20 protein-coding genes are annotated in these 24270 nt (G+C 39.7%); 8 read left to right on the forward strand and 12 right to left on the reverse strand.

Annotated elements, in window-relative coordinates; all coding sequences use genetic code 11:
• Nucleotides 1–6: 6 nt before the first annotated feature.
• The 4 genes from ADS77_RS05245 to ADS77_RS22505 form a co-directional block, all read right to left on the reverse strand.
• Nucleotides 7–1350: a glycerophosphodiester phosphodiesterase family protein gene (locus ADS77_RS05245; RefSeq protein WP_054453283.1), complete on the reverse strand. Its 1344-nt coding sequence runs from the start codon at nt 1348–1350 to the stop codon at nt 7–9.
• A gap of 80 nt (nt 1351–1430) precedes the next feature.
• Nucleotides 1431–2294 (reverse strand): carboxylate/amino acid/amine transporter, encoded by an 864-nt coding sequence (locus ADS77_RS05250; protein ID WP_054453285.1) that lies wholly within the window; start codon nt 2292–2294, stop codon nt 1431–1433.
• Nucleotides 2295–2379: 85 nt separating this feature from the next.
• Nucleotides 2380–4512 (reverse strand): M3 family metallopeptidase, encoded by a 2133-nt coding sequence (locus tag ADS77_RS05255; RefSeq protein WP_054453287.1) that lies wholly within the window; start codon nt 4510–4512, stop codon nt 2380–2382.
• 269 nt (nt 4513–4781) lie between these two features.
• On the reverse strand, nt 4782–4937 hold the full coding sequence (locus tag ADS77_RS22505) for a hypothetical protein (protein ID WP_167349697.1): 156 nt from the start codon (nt 4935–4937) through the stop codon (nt 4782–4784).
• A gap of 496 nt (nt 4938–5433) precedes the next feature.
• Between ADS77_RS22505 and ADS77_RS05260 the strand changes: the two genes are divergently transcribed.
• The 7 genes from ADS77_RS05260 to yegD all read left to right on the forward strand — a co-directional run bounded on the left by ADS77_RS05260 (nt 5434) and on the right by yegD (nt 14756).
• Nucleotides 5434–6303, forward strand: coding sequence for a mechanosensitive ion channel family protein (locus tag ADS77_RS05260; RefSeq protein ID WP_054205100.1), 870 nt, complete (start codon nt 5434–5436; stop codon nt 6301–6303).
• A 231-nt stretch (nt 6304–6534) separates the two neighbouring features.
• The gene (locus ADS77_RS05265; protein ID WP_054453289.1) at nt 6535–8169 is read left to right on the forward strand and encodes a methyl-accepting chemotaxis protein; all 1635 of its coding nucleotides are present in this window, start codon (nt 6535–6537) and stop codon (nt 8167–8169) included.
• Nucleotides 8170–8985: 816 nt separating this feature from the next.
• Entirely contained in the window at nt 8986–11277 is a 2292-nt protein-coding gene (locus ADS77_RS05270) for a TonB-dependent receptor (RefSeq protein WP_054453292.1), read from the forward strand.
• A gap of 112 nt (nt 11278–11389) precedes the next feature.
• Nucleotides 11390–11689, forward strand: a complete 300-nt coding sequence (locus ADS77_RS05275) for a hypothetical protein (protein ID WP_054205103.1) — start codon at nt 11390–11392, stop codon at nt 11687–11689.
• A gap of 60 nt (nt 11690–11749) precedes the next feature.
• Nucleotides 11750–12406, forward strand: coding sequence for an HAD family hydrolase (locus ADS77_RS05280; protein ID WP_054205104.1), 657 nt, complete (start codon nt 11750–11752; stop codon nt 12404–12406).
• Nucleotides 12407–12436: 30 nt separating this feature from the next.
• Entirely contained in the window at nt 12437–13324 is an 888-nt protein-coding gene (locus tag ADS77_RS05285) for a DNA ligase (RefSeq protein ID WP_082355607.1), read from the forward strand.
• Nucleotides 13325–13388: 64 nt separating this feature from the next.
• The gene (gene yegD, locus ADS77_RS05290) at nt 13389–14756 is read left to right on the forward strand and encodes a molecular chaperone (protein WP_054205105.1); all 1368 of its coding nucleotides are present in this window, start codon (nt 13389–13391) and stop codon (nt 14754–14756) included.
• A gap of 286 nt (nt 14757–15042) precedes the next feature.
• On the opposite strand, the gene ADS77_RS05295 is transcribed toward yegD, so the two are convergent.
• The 3 genes from ADS77_RS05295 to ADS77_RS05305 are packed head-to-tail and all read right to left on the reverse strand — an operon-like array spanning nt 15043 to nt 17362.
• Nucleotides 15043–15507, reverse strand: a complete 465-nt coding sequence (locus tag ADS77_RS05295; RefSeq protein WP_054205106.1) for a methylglyoxal synthase — start codon at nt 15505–15507, stop codon at nt 15043–15045.
• Nucleotides 15508–15524: 17 nt separating this feature from the next.
• Nucleotides 15525–16157: a LysE family translocator gene (locus ADS77_RS05300; protein ID WP_054205201.1), complete on the reverse strand. Its 633-nt coding sequence runs from the start codon at nt 16155–16157 to the stop codon at nt 15525–15527.
• A gap of 2 nt (nt 16158–16159) precedes the next feature.
• Nucleotides 16160–17362 (reverse strand): multidrug effflux MFS transporter, encoded by a 1203-nt coding sequence (locus tag ADS77_RS05305; RefSeq protein WP_054205107.1) that lies wholly within the window; start codon nt 17360–17362, stop codon nt 16160–16162.
• Between the two features lie 183 nt (nt 17363–17545).
• On the opposite strand from ADS77_RS05305, the gene ADS77_RS05310 reads away from it, so the two are divergent.
• Nucleotides 17546–18016 (forward strand): hotdog fold domain-containing protein, encoded by a 471-nt coding sequence (locus tag ADS77_RS05310; protein WP_054205108.1) that lies wholly within the window; start codon nt 17546–17548, stop codon nt 18014–18016.
• A 17-nt stretch (nt 18017–18033) separates the two neighbouring features.
• Here ADS77_RS05310 and ADS77_RS05315 read toward each other — a convergent pair whose 3' ends face one another.
• The 5 genes from ADS77_RS05315 to ADS77_RS05335 form a co-directional block, all read right to left on the reverse strand.
• On the reverse strand, nt 18034–18525 hold the full coding sequence (locus ADS77_RS05315) for a polymer-forming cytoskeletal protein (protein WP_054205109.1): 492 nt from the start codon (nt 18523–18525) through the stop codon (nt 18034–18036).
• Nucleotides 18515–19672, reverse strand: coding sequence for a M23 family metallopeptidase (locus ADS77_RS05320; RefSeq protein WP_054205110.1), 1158 nt, complete (start codon nt 19670–19672; stop codon nt 18515–18517). Before ADS77_RS05320 ends, ADS77_RS05315 begins: the two co-directional genes overlap by 11 nt.
• Nucleotides 19673–19825: 153 nt before the next feature.
• Complete coding sequence (fahA, locus tag ADS77_RS05325; RefSeq protein WP_054453294.1) at nt 19826–21139, reverse strand: fumarylacetoacetase; 1314 nt, start codon at nt 21137–21139, stop codon at nt 19826–19828.
• Nucleotides 21140–21291: 152 nt separating this feature from the next.
• Nucleotides 21292–22338, reverse strand: a complete 1047-nt coding sequence (hppD, locus tag ADS77_RS05330) for a 4-hydroxyphenylpyruvate dioxygenase (RefSeq protein ID WP_054205112.1) — start codon at nt 22336–22338, stop codon at nt 21292–21294.
• A gap of 439 nt (nt 22339–22777) precedes the next feature.
• Nucleotides 22778–24208 carry a peptide MFS transporter gene (locus ADS77_RS05335; RefSeq protein WP_054453295.1) on the reverse strand — a complete coding sequence of 477 codons (1431 nt, stop codon included), beginning with the start codon at nt 24206–24208 and terminating at the stop codon, nt 22778–22780.
• Nucleotides 24209–24270 lie beyond the last annotated feature (62 nt).

The following is a 24270-nucleotide window of genomic DNA, read 5'->3' on the forward strand; positions in this document are numbered from 1 at the left end:
CTAAAGTTAAATACTCGCAGGCATTTTTTTACAGCTTGCGTAGTAGCTGACTGTTGCTGGCCAATCTGAAAATATACCAATAACACCTACATCTTGTGCAAGCACGTCAACAACATTCATCATATCGCCATCGTTATTGATCACATCCGTAATGGATTGATAATAATAACCACCGCCATTTTTAAGTGGCCCCGAGCGCTCCAAACTCCAAGTAATTATATTTAACCCCGCTGCTTTGGCATTAACTGCATATTTTGAGGGAACGATTTTTTTGTCACTATTAATGCTCAGTAGCATCCATATTGGCGGTGCAATAATTTTAACGCCCTGATTCACAAGCTCAGCCATGCTAGGTTGCCAAGTATCTGCATTATTAGGGTCAAAGCCCGCATTGCTATCTCGTCCATCGAGGTAAACACTTCTGTCTGCAAATTCAGGGTTTGTATTAATCCAATATTTAACATCTTCAAGGTTGAATGACTGCGGGTAAACACGGCTAGGTTCAACATTAAGTTGCGTGTATTCATCCAGCATTTTTTGCGCGTATTGCATTTGGGTAAAACCATTAAATGGCATACTTACCTGAGGGGCTTTAAGTTCTGGTGTCATTTTAACGCCTAACTCTTTAAACAGTTCAATACTTTGTTTATGCGTTAATAATGTACCGTGTGCGCTGTATAAATCCGTGCGCCAACTCGGTGTGCCTTGCAGATATTGTGCAACTGTTGTGGCCTTGCTATTCGCGCCATCCATTTTACCTTCAAGGGTTAAAAACTCAGCTAATGAAATATCACTGGTACAACACTTTGCAGAGGCTGCGATATCGTTTACAGGATCGGCAGGTGTGAAAGGCACATTGCACTTAGCGGCAAGTTCAGGAATAGCTAAAATGTTTGTGGTGGTGTGTAAATCACATTGAGAATGACGACAAACCAGTTCTTTATCGTTGGTGAATGTAACATCACACTCCACAATACCAGCTCCCATACGAGCAGCTGCAATATAAGATTCTTTAGTGTGCTCAGGGTATTGCATTGGTGCACCGCGGTGACCTATTGAAAAATCAGTGCGGTAAAATGGCCCTTCGCTGCAACTGGCCAGTTGTTCTTTTAGCGGACTTTGTTGCATATCATTAATAAGAAAATAAGGGCGTGTGCCCAGTTGAATATCTGGCGCTGCACCTTCAGGTACTTTGACAATAATAGGCGTAGGGACTTCAACAATCTTAAGCTGGGTGTTTTCGACAACGATTTCTTTGTCGACGATTTTAATATCATCATCACAACCTGACAATGCAATTAATACCGCGCTAAATAATGCCAAGCCAATAAAAGGGGCTGCATGCTTCATTTTTTATTCCACTAATTAATTAAAAACGATTGGGGTGTCGATATCTACCTAGAGTAATTACTTTTAGTGACAGTTTTAGGTCAGTACTTAGGTGTTGCCGATTTTTTATCTAGATACTGATTAAGCACGAGTGCCAATAAAATGATCGCACCACCTAGGCTGAGTTTTATAATATCGGCGTCGCGATTCCAAATTACAACATTAACTAAAATACCAGCGGGAATAAGTACGTTATTCATTACGGCAAGCGCCCCAACATTGACAAGTGTTGCGCCTTTATTCCATGCAAAATAACCTACCCCAGAAGCAACAATACCCAGATAAATTAATACACCCCATTGAGTTGTAGTGGTGGGAAGTTTTTCAGTGTTACCAAATAAAGCAAAGCAGATACTAGCGACAATAAGCGCGCCTATAAAGAACCAACCAAATACGGTTTGGTGTGCAATGTTACTATCGCGCATTAAGCGTTTATAGGTCACTTGCCCGGTGGCAAAGCATAGATTTGCGCCTTGGACTAACAATAGGCCAAGTATAAAGTCTTCATCAATACCTTGATAACGAATGGCAATAGCACCAGCAATTGCAAGCAGTGCGACAGCAAAAAATTGTGGATTAAAATGCCGCTCAATCGCGTCATTTAACAAGGTGATGTAAAGCGGGGTCATTACTGTAAATAGTAATACTTCTGGCACGCTTAAGTATAAAAATGAATGATAATAAAAGCTGTACATAATTCCAAGCTGCACAGCGCCAATGAGCATTAGCTTTACGATCAACTGGCTGGGAATTTGTTTAAACTTCAAAAAGGGTAAAAATACAATTGTTGCTAAGGCTACACGCATTAATACGCTAAACCAGGCATCAACTTGGCCGGCAAGGTACACACCAATTAAACTAAACGAAAAGGCCCAAAGTAGGGTGACTGCAAAAAGGTAGCTCATTATGATTTTTAGGTATTGTGGAAAAAAGCCACTATAACAAAAAAGCCCGCATCAGTATGCGGGCTTTTGGTTTACGTGTGCTTTATTACTCAACTAAACCACGGCGCTTTAATAACGCGTCAGTTGTTGGTTTTTGACCACGGAATTCAATGTAACTTTGCATTAAATCGCGGCTGTTACCTTTTGAAAGGATCTCTTTACGGAAGTTATCGCCGTTTTTACGGGTTAGACCACCTTGCTCTGTCATGTGTGCAAATGCATCAGCTGCAAATACTTCAGTCCAAAGGTAAGCGTAGTAACCTGCAGAGTAACCACCAGCAAATGTGTGGCTAAAGTAGCAAGACTTATAGCGTGGCGGTACCGGGTAGTAAGCAATACCATGCTTTTCAAGTGCATCATGCTCAAACTTTTGTACGTCAGTTACAACTTTATCAGCACCGAATGAATGCCATTCCATATCAAGTAATGCCGCCGCTAAATACTCTGTTGTACCAAAACCTTGGTTGAAGTTTTGTGACTCAAGTACTTTATCCAATAATTCTTTTGGAATTGGCTCACCCGTTTTGTAATGCTTAGCGTAGTTAGCAAGTACTGTTGGTTCAATATTCCAATCTTCATGTGCTTGTGAAGGAAACTCAACAAAGTCACGTGCTGTTGCAGTACCCGCTAGGCTTGGGTACTTAACGTCTGAGAATAAACCGTGCGCCGCATGACCAAACTCATGAAACATAGTGGTTACTTCAGAGAACGTCATTAATGTTGGTTGACCTTCTGCAGGTTTTGGTATGTTTTGCGCATTATAAATAACAGGTTTAGTGCCTTTTAAGCCACTTTGACCAACGTATGCGCTCATCCAAGCACCGCCACGTTTACCTTCACGTGCATATGGGTCCATGTAGAATAAACCAATTGCACTGCCATCTTCGTTAAATACTTCAAATACCATTACATCTTCATGATATACCGGTAAATCATTACGCTCTTTGAAAGTGATACCGTATAGTTTTTCCATTGCGAAGAACATACCGTTATGGATCACTGATTGCATTTCAAAGTAAGGTTTAACAAGCGCTGGATCTAGGTCGTATTTCGCTTGGCGAACTTTTTCAGAGTAGTAAGCCCAATCCCACGGTTGTAGCTCAAATTTTTCGCCTGATGCTTTGATCACTTTTTGAATTTCAGCTGCTTCAGCCTTTGCTTTGTCTACAGCTTTTGGTGCTAAGTCATCTAAAATGCCGTACACGTTCTCAGTGGTTTTAGCCATACGCGTAGTCATTACATAAGATGCCCAATCTTTGTAACCAAGCAGCGCCGCTTTTTGTGCGCGTAAGTTGGTTTCTTTGATGATGATAGGGCCATTTGTATCTTGTGCACGTGTAGATGACGCTTTAAATACGCGTTCACGTAGTTTACGGTTTTCTAGGCTGCTCAAAATAGGTTGTTGCGTGGTATTTACAAGGGTGATCATGTAACCCTCTTTACCTGCTTTTTTAGCCGCAGCCGCTAAGCTTTCGATGTGACCATCAGAAAGGCCCGCTAATTCACTTTTATCAGTAACAAGTACAACGTCTTCTTTAAACGATTTTAATACGTTTTGTGAAAAAGCAGTTGATAGTTTTGCAAGCTCAGCATTGATCTCACGCATTTTAGTTTTTTGCGCTTCATCTAATTTTGCACCAGCATTAACAAATTTAGTGTAGTAAAATTCAACAAGACGTTGATCTTCTGCGTTTAAACTAGCTTTGTTGTTATTGATTTTTTCAACACGTGCAAATAATGCTTTATTTAAATAAATATCATCAGAATGTGCAGATAGCACAGGTGCCATTTTTGCTGCAATGCGTTGGTACTCATCATCAGAGATCAAACCTGATAAGTTATAAAAAGCAGTTGATACACGATCAAGTAGTTCACCTGATAGCTCTAACTCAACAAGTGTATTAGCAAAGGTTGCAGGTTCTGGATTATTTGCAATTGTCGCAATTTGTGCTGTTTGTTGCGCAATACCCGCGTCAAAAACGGGTTCGTAATCTTTAGTGCCAAATTTATCAAATTCTGGCGCCATATATTGTAATGGGCTTGGCTTCATCAATACGTTATCAACGGCGACGGTTTGCACTTCGCTCGCTTGTTCTGTGGTTTGTTTTGTTTCTTGTGAACCACAAGCAGATAATAGTACTGCACTAGCAATCGTTGTTGCTATTAAGGTCTTACGCATGAGAACTCCGTTAAATGAAAATAGATAGCGTGGGTATACCAAAATCACCTAAATTCTGAATTTTAAGGTGACTTGGGTATTTAACTTCCATAAGTTAACAAATTTTCATGTATATACAATCAAGTTTATCGATTTAACGGGGGGATTGAGCGCAAAAAGCACGTTTTGTAGATAAAAAAGTCAAAATAAAAGAACCACTTTATTATCGATGTAACAATAAAGCGGCAATTAGGTTGGACTGGATGGAAAAGACACTGTGTGTGGCAAAATTAGTTGTAACCTAATACAAACTTTTTTTCGCTACTAAAGCTGGGTGGTTGTTCGTGGCCAAATTCTTTATTAATTAAATTTAGCGTATTTTCTTGTTCGGCCAATAAACATAAAATTTTATTGCGGTACTCAAGGCTCGATTCAAATAAGTTCATATCAACGAGTGGCTGCAAAGTGGCTAATTTTTGATTTAAGGTTAGGGCGTGTTGACCTTTTGTTATTGATTTTGCTGCAGTATGTTTGGTATTTAGGCAAGGCAGTGCCTATGCAGTGTGGTTGTTCCCCATAAATAGGCGATAACGCAGTATAAATGCCAAACATGCGCTGCCCAAAGGGTTCTTTCTAGGGGCGATTGACTCTTTGTTGCTCGATTTTTACTTAGCCCACTAGGTTACAAACCTCGCGCCGCGATTAAATCACCCCTAGATTGAACAAATTTCAATCCACAAAGGTCAACACGCCCTAATTGTGACATTAATCTCTCCTTATACTCATTAAAGCTATTATTATTTATATAGCACTGACTGTGAGTGAATGTTAATAATTTGTTCATAAAGTGCGTTGTGCGCATTTAACTTCTCCTTAAAACTCATTATGACGTGCTAAACTTAGCGAACACTGAACACATTTATTATTTTTTGCGGAAGCCGTATGACCTTAGAACAAATTTATCATTACTTATCTTTTGTGCTTTTTAGCTACGGAGAGGTCAATATTACAGTGGCGAAAGTTATTCAAGTGCCACTGATTATTTTTGCAATGTGGTTTTTGGTAACACGCATCGGACGACTTATTAAAAAAACCTTGTTAGCGCGAAAAATGAGCCCCGATGCGGTGCTTTTATTTACGCGTATTTATTTAGTGCTAAGTATCGCGATTTTAATTTTTACCTCGCTCGAGGTTCTCAATATCCCGCTTACCGCATTTGCTTTTGTCTCTGGTGCCATTGCCATTGGTGTGGGTTTTGGTGCACAAAACATTATTAATAACTTTATTAGCGGCTGGATATTAATGTGGGAACGCCCAATTCGTATAGGTGATTTTTTAGAAGTCGGAGATGCAAAAGGCGTTGTTGAAACCATAAATACCCGCTCTACGCGAATTCGCCGTAACGATGGTGTGCATATGCTGATCCCTAACAGCCAGCTTTTGGAAAATACGGTAACCAATTGGACGTTAATTGATCGCAACGCGCGCTCTTCAGTCAGTGTTGGTGTTGCGTACGGTTCGGATGTATTACTCGTTGAACGGCTAATAAAACAAGTTTTAAAAGAACATTCAGCGATATTACCTGCCCCAAGTTCATCAGTTTTACTTGATGACTTTGCTGATAGTTCACTTGTTTTTAATGCTATTTTTTGGGTTTGTGCTGAATCTGAGAGTATGCTGCGTCAAGTACGAAGTGATATTCGTTTTAGTATTTATAAAATATTTGCAGAGCATGAAGTAACCATTTCATTTCCACAACGTGATATTCATATTGATGGGGAAATCGCACTAATGCGTAAGCGCTCTTTATAAACCTAATTCATCTTATTAACAAAAAGAGGAATTCGCAATGTTCCTCTTTCAGTTACATTTCTTTACAATTAACGCCACTGTAAAAGATAATTATTATCAATACGTTAAGCCACTGTTTATATTTTAAGGTTGCTAAAAGGCTATGTGTCTATATTAAATGTTCTTTAAAAGGGTACAATTGCGTGCTTAATGAGAGTTTTTACTCTGTGTCGTCATTAATCCGGAATACCCATGAAATTGCTAACCAACTGTTTAAATAACTTAAAAGTATCCGCTAAACTTCGTCTCATAATTATTTTTGCCAGCTTAATTATTTTGATTTTACAAATACACAATGCCTATGATTTAAAAGACCGTATGCTCATTGAGCGTAAGAATAGTGCTCAATTATTAGTTGATAGTATAGAAAGTCAATTTAAAGCTCTTGAGAGTAATTTTGAGCTTACTGAACAAGCACGTAATGATGAAATTAAGCGTTTAGTTAAACAAGCAAGTTACGGGCAAAGTGGTTATTTTTTCTTGTTTGATCTTAGCGGTAAGATGGTTATGCATCCCATAAAACCACAATTAAATGATTTATCGATGACTACACATGAAAAGCCTTTTATCGCGTCTGCATTTACGCAATTTGTAAAAATGGCTCGCCTGTATAACCAGGGCTTTGTCTATTATCAATGGCCAAAACCAGGATCTGTAGAACTTGAACAAAAAACTTCATTTGTAAAACGTTTAGGTAGTGGGCAATGGGCTATTGCTACAGGTATTTACTTAGATGATATTGAAGAGGAGTTTAATGAACAGCTCAAAATAAGTTTAATAAGTACATTTGGCTCTATAGTGGTTCTGGTTTTATTAGGTTTATACATAGCCCGAAATATTACTAAACCGCTTGCTAAGCTAACTTATTCAATGAGTGAAATTGCTGCAAATAAAGATCTCACAATTAGTTTAAAAAGCGATGGTAAAGATGAGCTCTCAATCATGGCGTGCGCCTTTAACAATATGAATAATGACTTCAAAGATGTGTTAAGTGTGATTAATGGCAACACCAGTACACTTGCCTCACAGGCTGAAGAATTAGCATGTGTGACGAGTCAAATACAAGTGGGTATTGCAGAACAAAAAGAACAAACCGTTCAGGTTGCAAATAATATAGCATCACTAAGCACACAAGCTCATTCAATCACCCAACAAACAGCGTTGAGTTTACAAACGACAAAAGATGTTGAGTTGCTCAGCAAACAGGGCTTGAAACATGTTGAGGATAATTTTAACTCCATTACACAAGTTGCAGGCAATGTTGAGCAAGCACAATTGGCTGTATTAGAGTTGCAAACAGCATCAGAGCAAATTGGTGATATTTTAAATGTCATTAGACAGGTGGCAGAACAAACTAACTTATTAGCATTAAATGCAGCAATTGAAGCCGCGAGAGCGGGTGATCAAGGTCGTGGTTTTGCGGTTGTTGCTGATGAAGTAAGAACGCTCGCTAAACGTACTCAAGAGTCGACAGGGAGTATTCAACTAATGATTGAGCAACTTCAAGCAAGAGTGGGGTTAACCGTTGAGCAAATGCAACAAGCCCATTCTGCAACTCAATATGGGTTATCTGTGAGTCACGAGTGTACACAAACATTACAGCAAATAGACGAAGCTGTGCATGTTTTATTTACAATAAGCGAAGACATTGCATTAGCAACGAATGATCAACAAAACGCAATGACCAGCATAGGTGGCAATATTACAGAGATATCAGCGATTGCAGAGCAAACTGAATTAGGTGCAAAGCATACACATCAATCAAGTGAGCAGTTAAGTGAGATGTCGCAAAAACTCAACGGGTTAGTTGGCGAGTTTAAATTATAAATAATATATCCCTTTTCAGGTTGGCATTAATTCAGCCAACCTGAAAAGAGTTTTTATCGCATTTTATACCCAAGCCACCTCAAGATGCATAATTCAGCGTTTCACAGGGGCTTAATATCAAGGCGTTACTTTGCAACAATGGCAGCCCCTTTTAAGAAGTAACAACGATGAGAGTAAGTGCCTGTGAAACGCCTAGCGGGTTGGTTTAAAAGGGATTTATACTGCGTTACTTTTATAAGGGATTGATTTTAAAAGGGAACAGCTATTATTTGCAATCAATTCCTTGCCTAAATCGCTTTTAATTCCAACGACGCTCGTATCTTGAGGAGGCTTGGGTATATCGAAACTAAAGTCCTCATTAATCTATAACTTAAAATATGCACACTTCAATTATTGGTATAGAGGAAGTAAGGATAAATCAAATCGTATTCAGCGTAAATAATTCGTACCTAAATTTACAATGCAAATAGTTATTAAATAGATCTGCGGGATTCCCTACAATTTTTAACTCGATAGTTGATAGGACATATGTCCGCATAAAATAAAAATAATTGCATAAAGTGTCCTAAGTTCGCTTAACTTGTCGGTATTTGTTGTAAAAACTTTATCTTATTGTACATATTTATGCAGCAAAACTGTCATACAGTGTTATAATCTTCAGCGTTCGTTCAGCCTCTTTACTTCGTTTTGCACTCTCGACAAAGAGGTCCGCGCAGCTTACTGCAAGGCGCGAAAAATTGGCCGAGCCCGCCGAGTGAATTTGGCGCAACACCCCAACCGTTGAACAAGAGTGCATACAAAAGGTTAAACCCCGACATGAAAGCAATGAAAAGATCTACGTTAGCAACCCTAATTAATGCAACGTTGTTCTCTGCTGTAGCAGGTACTTCATTTTCAACTCTTGCTGCTGAGCAAACGCCAGCTGCTGAGAAAAACAACCAATTAGAAGTTATTCAAATCACCGCGCGTAAGCGTGTAGAAAATGCACAGGAAGTCCCTGTTGCTGTTTCTGCGTTACAAGGTGACAGCTTAGATGCCTACAGCTCTGCAGGTATGGACATTCGTTTTATGAATGCGAAAATTCCAAGCTTATCAATTGAGTCTTCATTTGGTCGTTCATTCCCACGCTTTTATGTTCGTGGCTTAGGTAATACCGATTTTGATTTAAATGCTTCACAACCTGTTTCGTTAGTTGTTGATGAAGTTGTGCAAGAAAATGCTATTTTAAAAGGCTTTCCTGTTTTTGATGTGGCGCGCGTAGAAGTTTTACGTGGTCCTCAAGGTACTTTGTTTGGTCGTAATACACCGGCAGGCCTTGTTAAGTTCGACACAGTAAAACCAGGTCAAGAATTTGATGGCTATGGCTCAGTTTCTTACGGTAGTCTAGGTGCTGTTGATTTTGAAGGTGCAGTAGGTGGGTCATTAACAGATCGCTTATCAACACGAGTTTCAGTACTTTGGCAAAATAAAGACGATTATATCGATAATCGTGCACCTGGTTTTGAACAAAAAGATGTCCTTGGCGGTTACACTGATAAAGCAGCGCGTATTCAGTTTTTATATGAAGGCGACGACTTTACTGGTTTATTTAACTACCATGTACGCGACATGATTGGTTCACCAATTGCTTTTCGCGCCAATGTTATTGAAAAAGGCTCAAATGAGCTTGTTGATAATTACGAACATGATGTGATTTATCAAGATGCAGTATCACGTGCTGTTCAGCATGTAGAATCTCAAGGTGCAAGCTTAAAGCTTGAGTGGGATCTTGCTAATCATACTATTACGTCTATCTCAGCATGGGAAAGTGCAGAGATTTTCTCTCGTGCAGACATCGATGGCGGTTACGGTGGCTATAAAGTTGATGGTCAAGACGCGCCAATGGGCCCTGGTTTTATACCTTTTAGCTCAGAAAGTGCTGATGGTATTCCTGATCATGATCAATATACTCAAGAACTTCGCTTATCGAGTAACTTTTCAGGTGATGTAAATTACCAAGTAGGTGTGTTCTATTTTGATGAAGCACTGACTATTGAAAACTACAGCTTTGACACGTCTGCAAATGGCAAGTTAAATGGCTATGTATTACAACAACAAGACACTAAAGCATGGGCTGTGTTTGGTTCTGTTGACTACACTATCTCAGATGACTTAAAAGTTACTGCTGGCCTTCGTTATTCAGATGACGATAAACAATTCTCTGCAAATCGTACTGTAAGCCCAATTGGTGGCGGTGCGTTATCTTTAACTGAAGATTTAAATGATGATCATATCAGCTGGGATATTTCAACAAGCTATAAAGTGAATGATGATGTTAACTGGTATACGCGTATTGCTAACAGTTTTCGTGCACCAAGCGTACAAGGTCGTATCTTATTTGGTAATGAAGTGACTGTTGCTAAATCAGAAACTGTGACATCTTATGAAACAGGTATTAAGTCTGATGTGCTAGATGGCCGTGGTCGTGTTAACGCAACTATCTTCTATTTCCAAATGGATGATCAACAATTAACTGCTGTTGGTGGTGGTGCAAACTTTAATCGCTTGATTAATGCTGATAAAACGACTGGTTACGGTTTTGAGCTGGATACAGAGTGGGTATTAACAGATGAGTTAAATGCTACATTCAATTTAAGTTACAATAAAACTGAACTTGATGATAACGATTTAGCTGTTGCTGTGTGTGGGCAATGCACTGTTACTGATCCTACTTTCCAAGTACCAGGCCAATTTGGTCCTGAGGATCGTGCAATTTTAGATGGCAATAACTTACCGCATGCACCAGAGTGGATTTCTAACATAACGTTACGTTATACGAAAGAACTTGCTGATGGTGACTTCTTTGCATATGCCGACGTTTCGTACCGTAGCAAAATTGACTTTTTCTTATATGAGTCAGTTGAGTTTGAAGGTAAAGCATTGTTAGAAACGGGCCTACGCGCTGGTTATAACTGGTCAGAAGGCGATTATGAATACGAAGTTTCAGGATTCGTGCGTAATATGTTTAATGAGCAACAAGCAATCGGTGCTGTCGACTTCAATAACAACACAGGTATGGTTAATGAAGAGCGTTACATTGGCGCTGAATTTAAAGTTAAGTTTTTCTAAGCTTTTAGTAATCTGATTATAAAGCCCGCTTCTTAGCGGGTTTTTTCGTTTATATTGAAAAGCTTTGCTGCTAAAGTAATGTGTATAGGTTTTTTAATTAAAGAGAATAGTGATGGCTGGATTTTGGAATTACCGAGTTATTTTTTGTGAAGCAACAAAAGACGATGCTGCGCAATATCAAATACACGAAGTGGAATACAACCTAAACGGTAAAGTAACAAACTGGTCTGAAACGGGTGCAGCGCCATTTGGTAACACGTTAGAGGCATTGCAAGATGATGCAACGCGTCTTAAAACAGCGTTTGAAAAGCCGGTATTAAAAGTTATCAGAAAAGAGCGAGGTTATGAGCTGGTTGATGTTGAGACTGGCGCAGAAGCGTTTGCAGAGCCACCAGCGGGTTTAACGCAATAATATATATTATAAAAGGTGCCATGTGCGCCTTTTTTTATAATTAAAAATAAAGGAATGAGGATGACTTTAAAGGCTGTTTTATTTGACATGGATGGCACGCTAGTTGATTCAGAAAGCGTGCATTTTAATTGTTGGAATGATGTATTAGCCAAGTATGGTATTTGCTACGAAGAAGACGAATTTTGTCAGCGTTTTTCTGGTAAGGCAACATTAGAGGCCGCAAAAGAAGTGGTGGCGCATTATCAGTTGGATATAACTCCTAAAGCGCTGGCGAAAGCTAAATATGATTACTTTAGTGAATTTGTATCAAACCATTTACCGCCTTTAATGCCCTATGCAAAAGAAGTTTTACTGGCTGTAAAGCAAAGTGGTTTAAAAATGGCACTCGTAACAGGCAGTGCCCGCGCTGAGGCATTACCTATTCTTAAAGGGTACGGCTTTTATACATTATTTGATTGTGTGGTGACTAAAGATGATGTTGTTAACCCTAAGCCTGCTGCTGATCCTTATTTACTTGCTTTAAACACACTTAATATTACGGCGCAAAATGCCATTGCAATTGAAGATACTCACACGGGGGTTACTGCTGCATATAATGCGCAAGTTCGTGTTATGGCTATACCCAATAAGCATACGCTTAACCATGACTTGAGCAAAGCAACTGCACGGTTTGAAAATCTTCAGCAACTATGGCAATGGGTACAGATTAAACTATAGTGTAGGTATCAACCCTGTAAGGATACCGTGATGAATAAAAGGATTTATAACGCGTTATTGTTATGTGTACTTGTTTTCAGCCAAGTTAACGTAGCTGCAAATGACGATAAAAACGCGATTAAAACGTTGTTATCAACGACCACTCCTCACGTGCAGCTTGCTAATGTATATGATGCAAATAATGATATTGCTGTATCGCGCTATTTAGTAAGTGAAAAGTTTGATGGTGTTAGAGCCATTTGGACTGGTAATCAATTTGTAACGCGTAATGGTAACACTATTAATGCGCCACATTGGTTTGTGGATGTATTACCAAACGTGTGGTTAGATGGCGAACTTTGGACTAAACACCAAGACTTTGCCTCACTCAGTGGCATTGTACGCACTATAAAACCAAATGATGATGACTGGCGAAAGGTCAGTTATCGTGTCTTTGATATGCCAGATAAAGTAAATCCTTTCAATGTCCGTTATCAAAATTATCAGCGACTAGTCAGTAATATAAATCAGCCCCACATTGTCGCAGTAAAACAACATCAGTTTACATCAAATGAAACCCTTACTGCGTATTTTGAGCGCACCGTACAGCAAGGTGCTGAAGGCGTTATGCTTCATTTAGCCAGTGCAAAACACCGTGATGGTCGATCGTCTTCGTTATTAAAACTCAAACCGTATTTTGATAATGAGGCCATGGTTATTGCTCACTTACCAGGTAAGGGTAAGTATCAGGGCATGTTAGGCGCTTTGCGGGTTAAAAATAGTGATGGATTAGAGTTTACAATAGGCACTGGATTTAGCGATGCACAAAGACGAATACCACCAGCATTAGGCGTAACAATTACTTACCGTTATCACGGTTTTACCAAGCACGGGCTCCCTCGTTTTGCGAGTTTTTTAAGAGTACGCACACCTGAATAACGTTTCAAAAAATCACTAAATGTGCTAAATTGCGCGGCCTTTTGATGTGAGTAACGGTGAAATAATGGTAGTTGGTTTTGATTATGGTAGTTCTAATTGCGCAATGGGTGTAATGAATGCTCAAAATACAGTTGAGTTAGTACCCTTAGAGCAAGGTAAGTTTTACCTACCCTCAACCTTATATACGCACCATAGTGCATTAGTCGTTGATTTTGTTGCACAACATTTAACTGGCACCGCTTACGAAAGCGACTTTAGAATTCAGCGCCAAGCGCTGCTTAACACGATGCCTCGCATTAAATCAGATTTAGATCTTGTCCCTGGCGATGAAAGTTTATTTATCGGTCGTGAAGCCATTAGTGAATATGTACAATTTCCAGAAGAAGGTTATTTTGTTAAATCTCCTAAATCATTTTTTGGGGCTACAGGTTTAAAGCAAGGGCAAATTAACTTTTTTGAAGACATTGCGACTGCGATGATTTTAAAAATAAAACAGCGTGCTGAAGCGTCGTTACAAAAACAACTAACACACACCGTTATAGGTCGCCCTGTGAACTTTCAAGCAGTGGGCGGGGAAGAGTCAAATAAGCAAGCCATTGGTATTTTAGAGCGCGCAGCTAAACGAGCAGGCTTTCAAGACGTGGCTTTTTTATACGAACCACTGGCAGCTGGGATTGATTATGAAAGTGACCTAACCGAAGACCAAAAAGTTTTGGTTATTGATATTGGCGGGGGGACCAGTGATTGCTCGTTTGTGCAAATGGGCCCAAGCTTTCGTAATAATAATGATCGTGATAGTGACTTTTTAGCGCATACAGGTAAACGTGTTGGTGGTAATGATTTAGACATTGCACTGAGCTACCACGCACTTATGCCATTACTAGGTTTAGGTACTACGTTTAAGTCAGGCTTACCTTTACCGAATCAGGCGTTTTGGCAAGCGTGTAAAATTAATGATGTGAACTTGCAAAGTCAGTTTTATGCGCAATCACATACCCGCGAGTTATTAACGCAGCTGCGTGATGTAAGTGAACCTGACTTATTCAAACGTTTAATTACGCTACAGCAGAACAAGCAAGGTCACCAACTTGTTCAGCAAGGGGAGGCTGCTAAAATTGCATTGTCTTCGCAAGCTACATTTGAGTGTGATTTGGGCTTTTTATCGCCGCAGTTAATTAAATTAATAAGCACCAATGAGCTAGCGCTGGCGGTTGATGATTCAATCAGCCAAATAGTGACCTTAGCAAAGCAAGCAATTAGCGATGCGGGTGTACCACCAGATGTTATTTATTTGACTGGTGGTAGCGCACAATCACCCTTAATTAAAGCGGCCTTGCAACAACACTTAGGCGATATAAAAATGGTGAACGGTGATCACTTTGGTAGTGTCACCGCTGGTTTAACCAAGTGGGCTAATATAATTTATAAGTAGGCAGACTTAGCTTATACCCAAGCCACCTCAAGATGCAGAATTCAGCGTTTCACAGGGGTTTAATATCAAGGCGTTACTTTGCAACAATGGCAGTCCCTTTTAAGAAGTAACAACGATGAGAGTAAGTGCCTGTGAAACGCCCTGCGGGTTGGTTTAAAAGCGATTTATACTGCGTTATTGATTTTAACAAGGGAACAGCCATTATTTGCAATCAATGCCTTGCCTAAATCGCTTTTAATTCCAACTGAAACTCGTATCTTGAGGTGGCTTGGGTATATAGTTTAACTTATAAATTAACTTGTCGGGTTGCGAGGTATTTTTCGTAATCTGGCAAGGTACGCTCAAGCTCGCTGTGCATTAACGACGAGCTTAATATCATATCAGCACTAACTTCATTACACGCCACCGGAATATTCCATACCGCAGCTAGACGTAGCAAGGCTTTAACATCTGGATCATGGGGCTGAGAGGCCAACGGATCCCAAAAGAAAATCAACATATGAATTTCATGTTCAGCTATTTTAGCGCCAAGCTGTTGATCGCCCCCCATCGGGCCACTTAATAGCTTGATAACCTCAAGCCCTGTATTACGCTCAATTAAGTGACCAGTGGTGCCAGTACCATACAAAGTATGCCTACTTAAGTCATCCTTGTGTTTGCTGCACCATGCTTGCAGCGCTGCTTTTTTTCCATCGTGGGCAACGAGCGCAATATTTTTACGAGCTGGGAGTGTTTGTTGTTTTTGTTCCATGTTGACTCTTATTTTTATTACATTAATAGATTAATTGCCAGTGCAATAAATACGACGCCTGTTATGCGGTCAATCCAAATTTGACTTTGCGGATGATCGCGAAAGTAGTTTGCTATCTTATCGCCAAAATAAATATATGTGCAGTCGATTGGAAAAGCAAAAAGAGGGTAAAGCAAACCAAAAAATGCTAATTGAAAAGTAGTCGACGTTGATAAACTCGTATCAACAAACTGAGGTATAAACGCAATAAAAAAGAGCGCCACTTTAGGGTTTAGCACTTCGGTCATCATAGCTTGAAACATAACGTTTTGCGCCTTATTACTGACTTTGGGCTTATCATCACTGTTTTCAGTTGCATTACTGAAGGTGCTTTTAAGCATCATAATACCAAGGTAGCAAAGGTAGGCGGCACCAGCATATTGTACCGTTGCATATGCGGTTTCAGAGGCTTTTAAAATGGCAGTTAACCCTGCAACAGCAAATAGAGTATGAGCAACACCACCTAAGGCAAACCCAAATGCACTTTGCAAGCCTGCAGCGCGGCCATTTGCGAATGTTTGTGCCATTAAAAATGCATTTGATGGCCCTGGCGCTACTGCGATTAAAAAACTTGCTGCCAAGAAAGATAACAAAAATTCATAGTTAACCAGCATTATGGTTGCGCCGTTTGAGTAGGGTGGTAAATATGTGCTTTTTTACTGAGCAATACTACCCACAATGGCAGTAACAACAGTAGATGAAAAGCAATAAACTCAGGGGCATTAAATGGCAGTACTTGCGTAAGCATCACTAGTAACCCAGCGCCACTCATTTGCATTAGACCAATTAATGCTGATGCAGTGCCTGCTTGCTTAGGAAAATGTGACAATGCCATACCCGCAGCAGACCCTAAACTTAGCGCAAAGCCTAATGCAGCTATTAAAATTGGTAACATAAAAGTAAAGGCCGTTCTGAGCTCGCTCATCACTAATACCAGCACGCCTGATAGAATTAGCAAGCTAACCCCTAACTTTAATGCTTTTTGGCTGTGACGCTTGATATAGAGCGGCGCAATAAAGCTGGCGACAATACTGACAATCGCATTGAGCGTAAACCAAAAAGTGAAATCACCGACTGTGCCACCAAGTTCGGTCATGATCCAGCCAGGCGCTAGTGTTACAAATGCTAAAATAGCTGACATTGCTACCATGCACAGTAAGCTATTAAAGAAAAATACAGGTGTGGTAATAATTGGCACAAATCGGCGTATGTCTAATATGTGCCCCTGGTAATGACTGTCACTTGGGCGAGTCTCTTTGAAAAATAGCAACGTCAATAGAAGACCTACGCACGCAAAGCCGGCTAAAAATAAAAAGTTCATCCGCCAACCAAACTGCACGGTTAACCAAGCACCTAAAATAGGAGCAAGGGCAGGGATAAAGCACACAATTCCGTTGAGGTAAGTGATCATTTGACCGCTTTTAGCACTGCCATACGTATCACGCACAATCGCAAATGCTACAACAAAAGTGGCACATGCGCCAAACCCTTGCAATGCACGAGCACACATTAATACAGTAAAGTTCGGTGACATATACGCCAATAAAGATGACAAACCATACAAAATAATGCCAGCGAGTGCGATAGGTTTACGCCCAAATTTATCTGCAAGTGGGCCTGCAATAAGTTGGCCTAAACCAACCGTTAACATAAAAATCGCGACAGTTAACTGTACTTTTTGCTCATCAATGCTCAGTGCATGCGCAATGTCTGGAAAGGCTGGTAGGTATATATCAATCGCTAATGGGCAAAATACAACCAGTAAAGCGAGTATTAAAATAACACGAAGATGGCGACGCGGATCTGTTGTTGGCATGAATGCTCCTTATGGCTGCTATTCTAAGAACTTAATTGAAAAAAAGAAAGCGGAGATATAGGTACATACGTAGTCAGTGAAAGATAATTTTTTTGCTAACGAATGAATGACAGTTTATTAAACCTTGAATAACTGGTCTGATGTGTTAGTTTTGATTTTATTTACAGTGGTAGAGATTGAGCTATGAGTGGTGGTTCTGTGTTAAAAATCTGGCGAAGAGTAACAAAGTTACCATACGGAAACTGGCTTTTTAGTAAAGCGGTATGTTTTAAAGCGCCGTATTTTGGTTCTATAAAACCTTACATACTTGAATTACGCGATGGGCATTGCAGTGCGGTTGTTAAAAAACGTCGTAAGGTGTTTAATCATATAGGGACTATTCACGCTATTGCGCAGTGTAACTTGGCTGAATTGTGTGCTGGTGTTATGGTTGATGCTACCGTCCCAAGCAAAACACATCGTTGGATTCCAAAGGGCATGACGGTAAAATACTTGGCGAAAGTAGATACCGATGTGACTGCGATTGCTGAAATACCGATGCCAAGACAATGGCACGATAAAGAAGATTTAGTAGTACCTGTAAAGCTTTATAATACCCGCAATGAACTGGTGTTCACCGCAGATATAACAATGTACATAACTGAGAAAAAATAACTTAAAGACAGCGTGTTTTATTCTTTTTCTGCGGCTTGTTTATTAAAAAACGACAAGTCGTTATCGCCTTCGCTAAGAACTGAGGTCAGTTCTGATTTTGACTCAGTATCATTATTAATTAATGCGACCGTTTCAGCTTCATGACGTTGTTTTAAATTACCTTCAATAATAGCACCAGCATCAATGCTCAATGTATCTTGGTAGACATCACCATGAACTTGTGCAGAGCTTTCAATAACGACTTTACTTGCGTTAAGTGAGCCAAAGATTTTACCTTTGACTATAACGCTTTCAGCGGTGACAGTTCCTTCAACCGTACCCGTAGTACCGATCACAAGATGATTAACACGAACATCACCATCAATGCGACCATCAAGTTGGACCTCACCTTGGCTCACTAAGCTACCAGTTAACCGTACATCTTCAGAGATAATCGACGGCGTATTATTAGTTCTTTTTAAATGTGAGCTTGATGAATTACCCACAGGAGATTTTTTTTTACCGAACACGAGAGAGCGCCTTTGTGATTTTTACAGGATTGACATGTTTGCCATTAAGTAATACTTCATAGTGCAAATGAGTGCTCGTACTTCTACCGGTGCTACCCATTAAACCAATAACATCATTTTTAGCAATGCTTTGGCCTTTTTTTACTTTAATTTTATGCAAGTGACCAAAACGAGTAACAAAGCCATTTTTATGCTGTAACTCAATAAAATTGCCATAGCCACCATTTCGCCCGGCACGTAAAACAATACCATCAGCAGGGGCAAAAATTTCAGTTTTATGCCAACCCGCTAAATCAACACCCTTGTGAAAAGCACGTCGGCCATTCATAGGATCTTTACGCAACCCATAACTACTAGAGATATAATAGTCGGCTGCGGGAAGGGCGTGGGGTAATTCGTTTAAAAAATTCTCAAGTGCATTGAGAGAAAGTAACTTATCTGCGATGGCTAAAAACTGCATAGGAATTTTCGACTCATCAAATAAATCCAACGGCCCCCCTTGAGCTGCTTTAGGCGTTGCATAACTTAAGCGCTTGGCTAATGCTGTATCTAAGCCTGCACCTTTGAGCATTGTAAGAATATGCTGTTGCCGTTGCTCTATTTGCACCTCTAATTGCAAAAAACTGCGTTCATAGCTGTTCGTCAATGCTACAAAACGTTGATCTACAGTCAACGAGTTTAAATTATTTACTGACGTGTTTTTTTCGTCACTTTCGTCAATAAGAGGTGCATGGAAATCACTTTGTTGTTCACTATTTTTTATTGGTGAGTCACTGACATTATCATTTTGCTTACTGATGGATTCTGGGAGTGACTCAATCATGCTTTGCAGCAAAGCATGTTTTTGCTCAAGAATACGCAGCTGCTCTAATTGTTTGGTGTGTTGTATTTGTTGGGCGCTTTGCTGCTGCTGCCATTGTTGTTGCTTTGATAATTGATTTTGCTCGATATCAGAAATTTTATTTGTTTGTGAGTAAACTTGAAGTGTAGATGCAGCAAGCCAAGTTAAAGCAATTAAAATAGACAGGGCGACACAAATTTGTAACCAAGGAGCCAATATGACATGTTTGACCTCACCATTTTGGCGGATCAACAGCTGTCGCGCTGGGAAAACTCGATGATAAAAAGACTTAATAAATACTGACATGGCTTATAAATACTGGCTATTAACCGATTTAAGATAGCAATTTGAGCTGAAAAAGCCAGAAAAAAATTGTAATTTATAATAATTAAAATGTAAAAAAACGCTCAAATGAGCGTTTTTTTTATTAACCTGATATTAAAAATATTGGCTATTTAATTACTTAGCAGGAAGGATAGTCCCTTCTACTGAGCCAAAACCAATGCGTGCAAAGCCATCAGCTTCACACCAACCACGCATAACAACATTGTCGCCATCTTCTAAAAAGCTGCGTTGCTCGCCATTACTGAGTGTTATTTTTTCTTTGCCGCCACGAGATAACTCAAGCAGTGAACCAGCTTCTTCATGGGTAGGACCAGACTGTGTACCTGATCCAAGCATATCGCCAGGCATAAAGTTACAACCATTTACTGTGTGATGAGTGACCATTTGCGCCACAGTCCAGTATGAGTGTTTAAAGCTTGATTTTGATACTTGAGCAGGAGTATGGCCTTCATCACGCATTTTTTGCGTTTCAATCAATACATCCATTTTAATATCAAAAGCACCAAGCTCACGGTTATGGGTTGATTCTAAGTAATCAAGTGGCTGTGGATCGTTCTCATCGCGTGTCCATGATGTTCTGTAAGGCGCCAGTGCTTCCGTTGTCACAATCCATGGAGATACCGTTGATGCGAAGTTTTTAGCAAGAAACGGCCCAAGAGGCTGGTATTCCCATGCTTGTAAATCACGTGCTGACCAATCATTAAATACGCAGAAGCCAAATACGTGGTTTTCTGCATTTTCAATCGCGATAGCATCACCTAAGTCATTGCCTTTACCTAGGTAAATACCTAGCTCTAGCTCGTAATCAAGACGTTTACATGGGCCAAACGACGGTACTTCAGCATCAGGCGCTTTAGTTTGGCCGTTAGGGCGATGAAAAGTTTGACCTGAAACATCGATTGACGATGAACGACCATGGTAACCAATTGGTACCCATTTGTAGTTCGGTAATAATGGGTTATCAGGGCGGAACAAGCTACCAACCGCAGTTGCGTGGTAAATTGAAGTATAAAAATCTGTGTAATCACCAATGCGACATGGTAATGCGAATTCTATATCAGCTTGTGCGATCAGTGCTTCACTTAATGTAGCTTGTTCTGCTGAGCCTTCACGTAGCGCTTTAGACAGTGCTAAACGAAGTGCTGACCAGTATTGCTGACCTAAACCCATAAATTCATTTAACGTTGCATTACTTGCTGCTGCAACGGCTATTTGCGCGTCACCGCTGAATATTGCTAGCTGGTTTACTTTTGCAAGGTCGATAACTTGGTCGCCAATGGCAACCGCACCACGAAATGCTTCGCTTGAATTTTTACGGCGTACTTCTGCAAACGGTAAGTTTTGAATAGGGAAGTCACCGTTTGCAACATTTGCTGAGGCTACCCAGCTAGTTAAATTTATATCATGGGTTTCGTTAATTAAACTCATTACATTTCCTTTGGTTTAGTCAGTCACGCTTTACAGGGATATGGTGACAAATAGCGCGATTTAAACAGTGAAAATCAGATTGTCATTTATAAAACAGATGAAACGACAAAAAGCAGCGAAATACGCTGCTTTTTAAATTTTAAAAACGGTGTTTATAAAACGCCGCGACGCTCTTGGTCACGCTCGATTGATTCAAACAACGCTTGGAAGTTACCTTCACCAAAGCCACCGTCATCAACACGTTGGATCATTTCAATGAAGATTGGGCCAAATAAGTTCTTAGAGAAAATTTGTAGTAAATAACAATTTTCACTTTGGCTATCAACAAGGATTTGGTGCTGGCGAATTTTTTCTTTATCTTCAGCAACCCACGGTACACGGTCAAAAATAGTGTCGTAGTACTCAGGGATAATATCTAAAGTCGCGATTGTTGATTTATCAAGTTTATCAAGCGAGCTTACTAAGTCATCAGTTAGAAACGCTAAATGCTGAACGCCTGGGCCGTTGTATTCACCAAGGTATTCATCAATTTGGTTGTTATCACTGCCTTTACCTTCATTAATAGGGATAGAGAAGGTGCCACATGGTGATTTAAGTGCATACGAGATCAAGGCTGTTTTTTGACCTTTAATGTCAAAGTAGCGAACTTCTGTAAAACCAAATACGTTTTTGTAGAAGTTAGCCCATGTTTCCATAGTGCCTTTGTAAACATTATTAGTTAAATGGTCGATGCGGATAAAGCCTTTGTCATCAACAATGTTTTGTTCACTTAGATCTTCAAAGTCTTGCTCATAAATAGAGCCTTTATCGCCAAATTGTTCAATGAAGTAAATTAAGCTGTCGCCAATGCCGTAAATCGCAGGGTATGGTAAATCTTTATGCGTTGAATCAGTCGCTGGTTTTGCACCGCGCTCTACTGCTGTTTCAAATGCTTTTTGTGCATTCTCAACACGCCAACCCATTGAGCAAATTGCTGGACCATGGCTTTTAGCGAACTCAGCTGAGAAACCATCGCGCTCATTATTTAGTAAAAAGTTAATATCGTTTTGGTTGTAATAAACAATATCTTTACCTTTAAAGGTCTTTAATTTTGAAAAACCAAAATCGGTAAATACTTTATCCATGTAATCTGCATCAGGTGTTGCGTATTCAGTAAACTCGATACCAACTAAACCTAAAGGGTTATTTACTTCACTCATTTTAATTCTCCCGCAATAAGCACTGCGTCTTGTTGTATTTAATACAGCAGATGATTAACCATAAATGCGATTAGGGGAAGAGCCGCTATTTATTTAGCTTTGCGAGCAATTGTAAAATAAAAGATACAGTTCCTTTTCGGGGGAGGTTAATGCAGGTTAAAACGCATTCTGTATAGAGCACAATAATCTATAAAAGTAATAAATCCTTGTTTTTGAGCTTATAGAAAAGCCATGTTATTTATTAAAGTTGTTATTTTACATGGTTTTATTAATGATTCACAGAGAATGAACGCGCAGGGTGGATTTAAGATATAACACTATTTGGGATGGCAATAACGATGCGGTTGTGTACTTATTTATTTACATCATTCATATTTTATTGCCCTTAAGTAAAAACGACACTTATGTAAGTGCCGTTTTTAAATTTATAACGTATCGATTACTGCTTATCAGCTACAACTTCAAGTTCTTCAGCTAAGATATGCTCTTGTGTATGCGGTTCATGTTGACCTTCAGCACCGTGCATCCACTTAACTAACTTATCGCTTAGTAAGTACATGATCACAGCTGAAATAACCGCTGTAGCGCCAAGACCAATGAAAATACCTAGTGCATTATCGAGAGCTTCTTCGCCTTCACCTAAGAATGAACCAACAAAGCCTGCAATCTTATTGGCAACAGCGGTACATAAGAACCAAATACCCATTAGCATTGATGCTAAACGCAGTGGTGCCAGTTTACTTACCATTGATAAGCCAATTGGCGATAAACATAACTCACCCAACGTATGGAATAAGTAGAATAACACTAACCACATCATACTGATTTGTAATGGTTCACCTTCACCTTGGCTTAATAAAGCTAAAATCATAGTCACAAAACCAAGTGCTAAGAAAATTAAAGCAATGGCGAATTTGATTGGCGAGTCAGGTTCACGCTTATCAAGTTTCAACCAAATAATGGCAACCATAGGTGCAAAAACGATAATGAAAATAGAGTTTAATGATTGGAACCATGATGCAGGAATTTCAAAATCAAAAAGCATACGATCAGTATAATCATTTGCAAATAAGTTCATTAACCCGCCGGCTTGCTCAAAACCCATCCAGAAAATGATACTAAATACACTCATAGTGAAAATAACTTTAATACGGTCAGTTTCAACTTTAGTTAGAGGCTCTTTGGTGTTTGAGTTTGACTGTGCTTGCGCAATTTTTACTGCCGGCTCGACACCGATATTGCCTAAGTATTTATTGCTTAGCATAACTTGCATTGCTACAGAGATAAGCATACCAATACCGGCTACGATGAAGCCATATTGCCAACCCATTGACGCTGCCGCATAACCCGCAACTAATGGACCAAGTGCACCACCAATATTAATACCCATATAGAAGATAGTGAACGCGCCATCACGACGTTGATCGCCTTCTTGATATAAATCACCAACCATAGTTGAGATATTTGGTTTGAATAAACCATTACCCAAACATAATAAGGCAAGGCCAAGATAGAAAATATTCTCTTCTTGTCCTGCCAACATATCATGAGGAATACCCATGGTAAAATGACCTGCAGCCATCAATAATCCACCAATTACGATAGCTTTACGTTGTCCAAGCACGTTATCGGCTAACCAACCACCAAACAGTGGCGTAATATAAACAGCCATTGTAAATGTACCGTATAGGCTTAAGGCGTCTGCATTACTCCAACCAAAGCCACCATCTTGTACAATTGCTACTAGATACAGAACCAAAATGGCACGCATGCCATAATAACCAAAACGTTCCCACATTTCTGTGCCGAACAACAGGAATAACCCCTTAGGATGCCCTAAAAAATCACCTGCCTTAGGTAATGAACTCATATTTAATTCCTAACTTAATGTTTGTTATAACGGCCTTATTTTTGCTTTGATCGTTCCGTGCT

It is taken from the genome of Pseudoalteromonas porphyrae, from assembly GCF_001298125.1.
GTDB classification, from domain to species: Bacteria; Pseudomonadota; Gammaproteobacteria; order Enterobacterales; family Alteromonadaceae; genus Pseudoalteromonas; species Pseudoalteromonas neustonica.

What these genes read in the sequence shown, in the direction of transcription:
- ADS77_RS05245 (WP_054453283.1), bottom strand. Translation starts at nt 1,350, where the DNA reads ATGAAGCATGCAGCCCCTTTTATTGGCTTGGCATTATTTAGCGCGGTA.
- ADS77_RS05250 (WP_054453285.1), bottom strand. Translation starts at nt 2,294, where the DNA reads ATGAGCTACCTTTTTGCAGTCACCCTACTTTGGGCCTTTTCGTTTAGT.
- ADS77_RS05255 (WP_054453287.1), bottom strand. Translation starts at nt 4,512, where the DNA reads ATGCGTAAGACCTTAATAGCAACAACGATTGCTAGTGCAGTACTATTA.
- ADS77_RS22505 (WP_167349697.1), bottom strand. Translation starts at nt 4,937, where the DNA reads ATGAACTTATTTGAATCGAGCCTTGAGTACCGCAATAAAATTTTATGT.
- ADS77_RS05260 (WP_054205100.1), top strand. Translation starts at nt 5,434, where the DNA reads ATGACCTTAGAACAAATTTATCATTACTTATCTTTTGTGCTTTTTAGC.
- ADS77_RS05265 (WP_054453289.1), top strand. Translation starts at nt 6,535, where the DNA reads ATGAAATTGCTAACCAACTGTTTAAATAACTTAAAAGTATCCGCTAAA.
- ADS77_RS05270 (WP_054453292.1), top strand. Translation starts at nt 8,986, where the DNA reads ATGAAAGCAATGAAAAGATCTACGTTAGCAACCCTAATTAATGCAACG.
- ADS77_RS05275 (WP_054205103.1), top strand. Translation starts at nt 11,390, where the DNA reads ATGGCTGGATTTTGGAATTACCGAGTTATTTTTTGTGAAGCAACAAAA.
- ADS77_RS05280 (WP_054205104.1), top strand. Translation starts at nt 11,750, where the DNA reads ATGACTTTAAAGGCTGTTTTATTTGACATGGATGGCACGCTAGTTGAT.
- ADS77_RS05285 (WP_082355607.1), top strand. Translation starts at nt 12,437, where the DNA reads ATGAATAAAAGGATTTATAACGCGTTATTGTTATGTGTACTTGTTTTC.
- yegD (WP_054205105.1), top strand. Translation starts at nt 13,389, where the DNA reads ATGGTAGTTGGTTTTGATTATGGTAGTTCTAATTGCGCAATGGGTGTA.
- ADS77_RS05295 (WP_054205106.1), bottom strand. Translation starts at nt 15,507, where the DNA reads ATGGAACAAAAACAACAAACACTCCCAGCTCGTAAAAATATTGCGCTC.
- ADS77_RS05305 (WP_054205107.1), bottom strand. Translation starts at nt 17,362, where the DNA reads ATGCCAACAACAGATCCGCGTCGCCATCTTCGTGTTATTTTAATACTC.
- ADS77_RS05310 (WP_054205108.1), top strand. Translation starts at nt 17,546, where the DNA reads ATGAGTGGTGGTTCTGTGTTAAAAATCTGGCGAAGAGTAACAAAGTTA.
- ADS77_RS05320 (WP_054205110.1), bottom strand. Translation starts at nt 19,672, where the DNA reads ATGTCAGTATTTATTAAGTCTTTTTATCATCGAGTTTTCCCAGCGCGA.
- fahA (WP_054453294.1), bottom strand. Translation starts at nt 21,139, where the DNA reads ATGAGTTTAATTAACGAAACCCATGATATAAATTTAACTAGCTGGGTA.
- hppD (WP_054205112.1), bottom strand. Translation starts at nt 22,338, where the DNA reads ATGAGTGAAGTAAATAACCCTTTAGGTTTAGTTGGTATCGAGTTTACT.
- ADS77_RS05335 (WP_054453295.1), bottom strand. Translation starts at nt 24,208, where the DNA reads ATGAGTTCATTACCTAAGGCAGGTGATTTTTTAGGGCATCCTAAGGGG.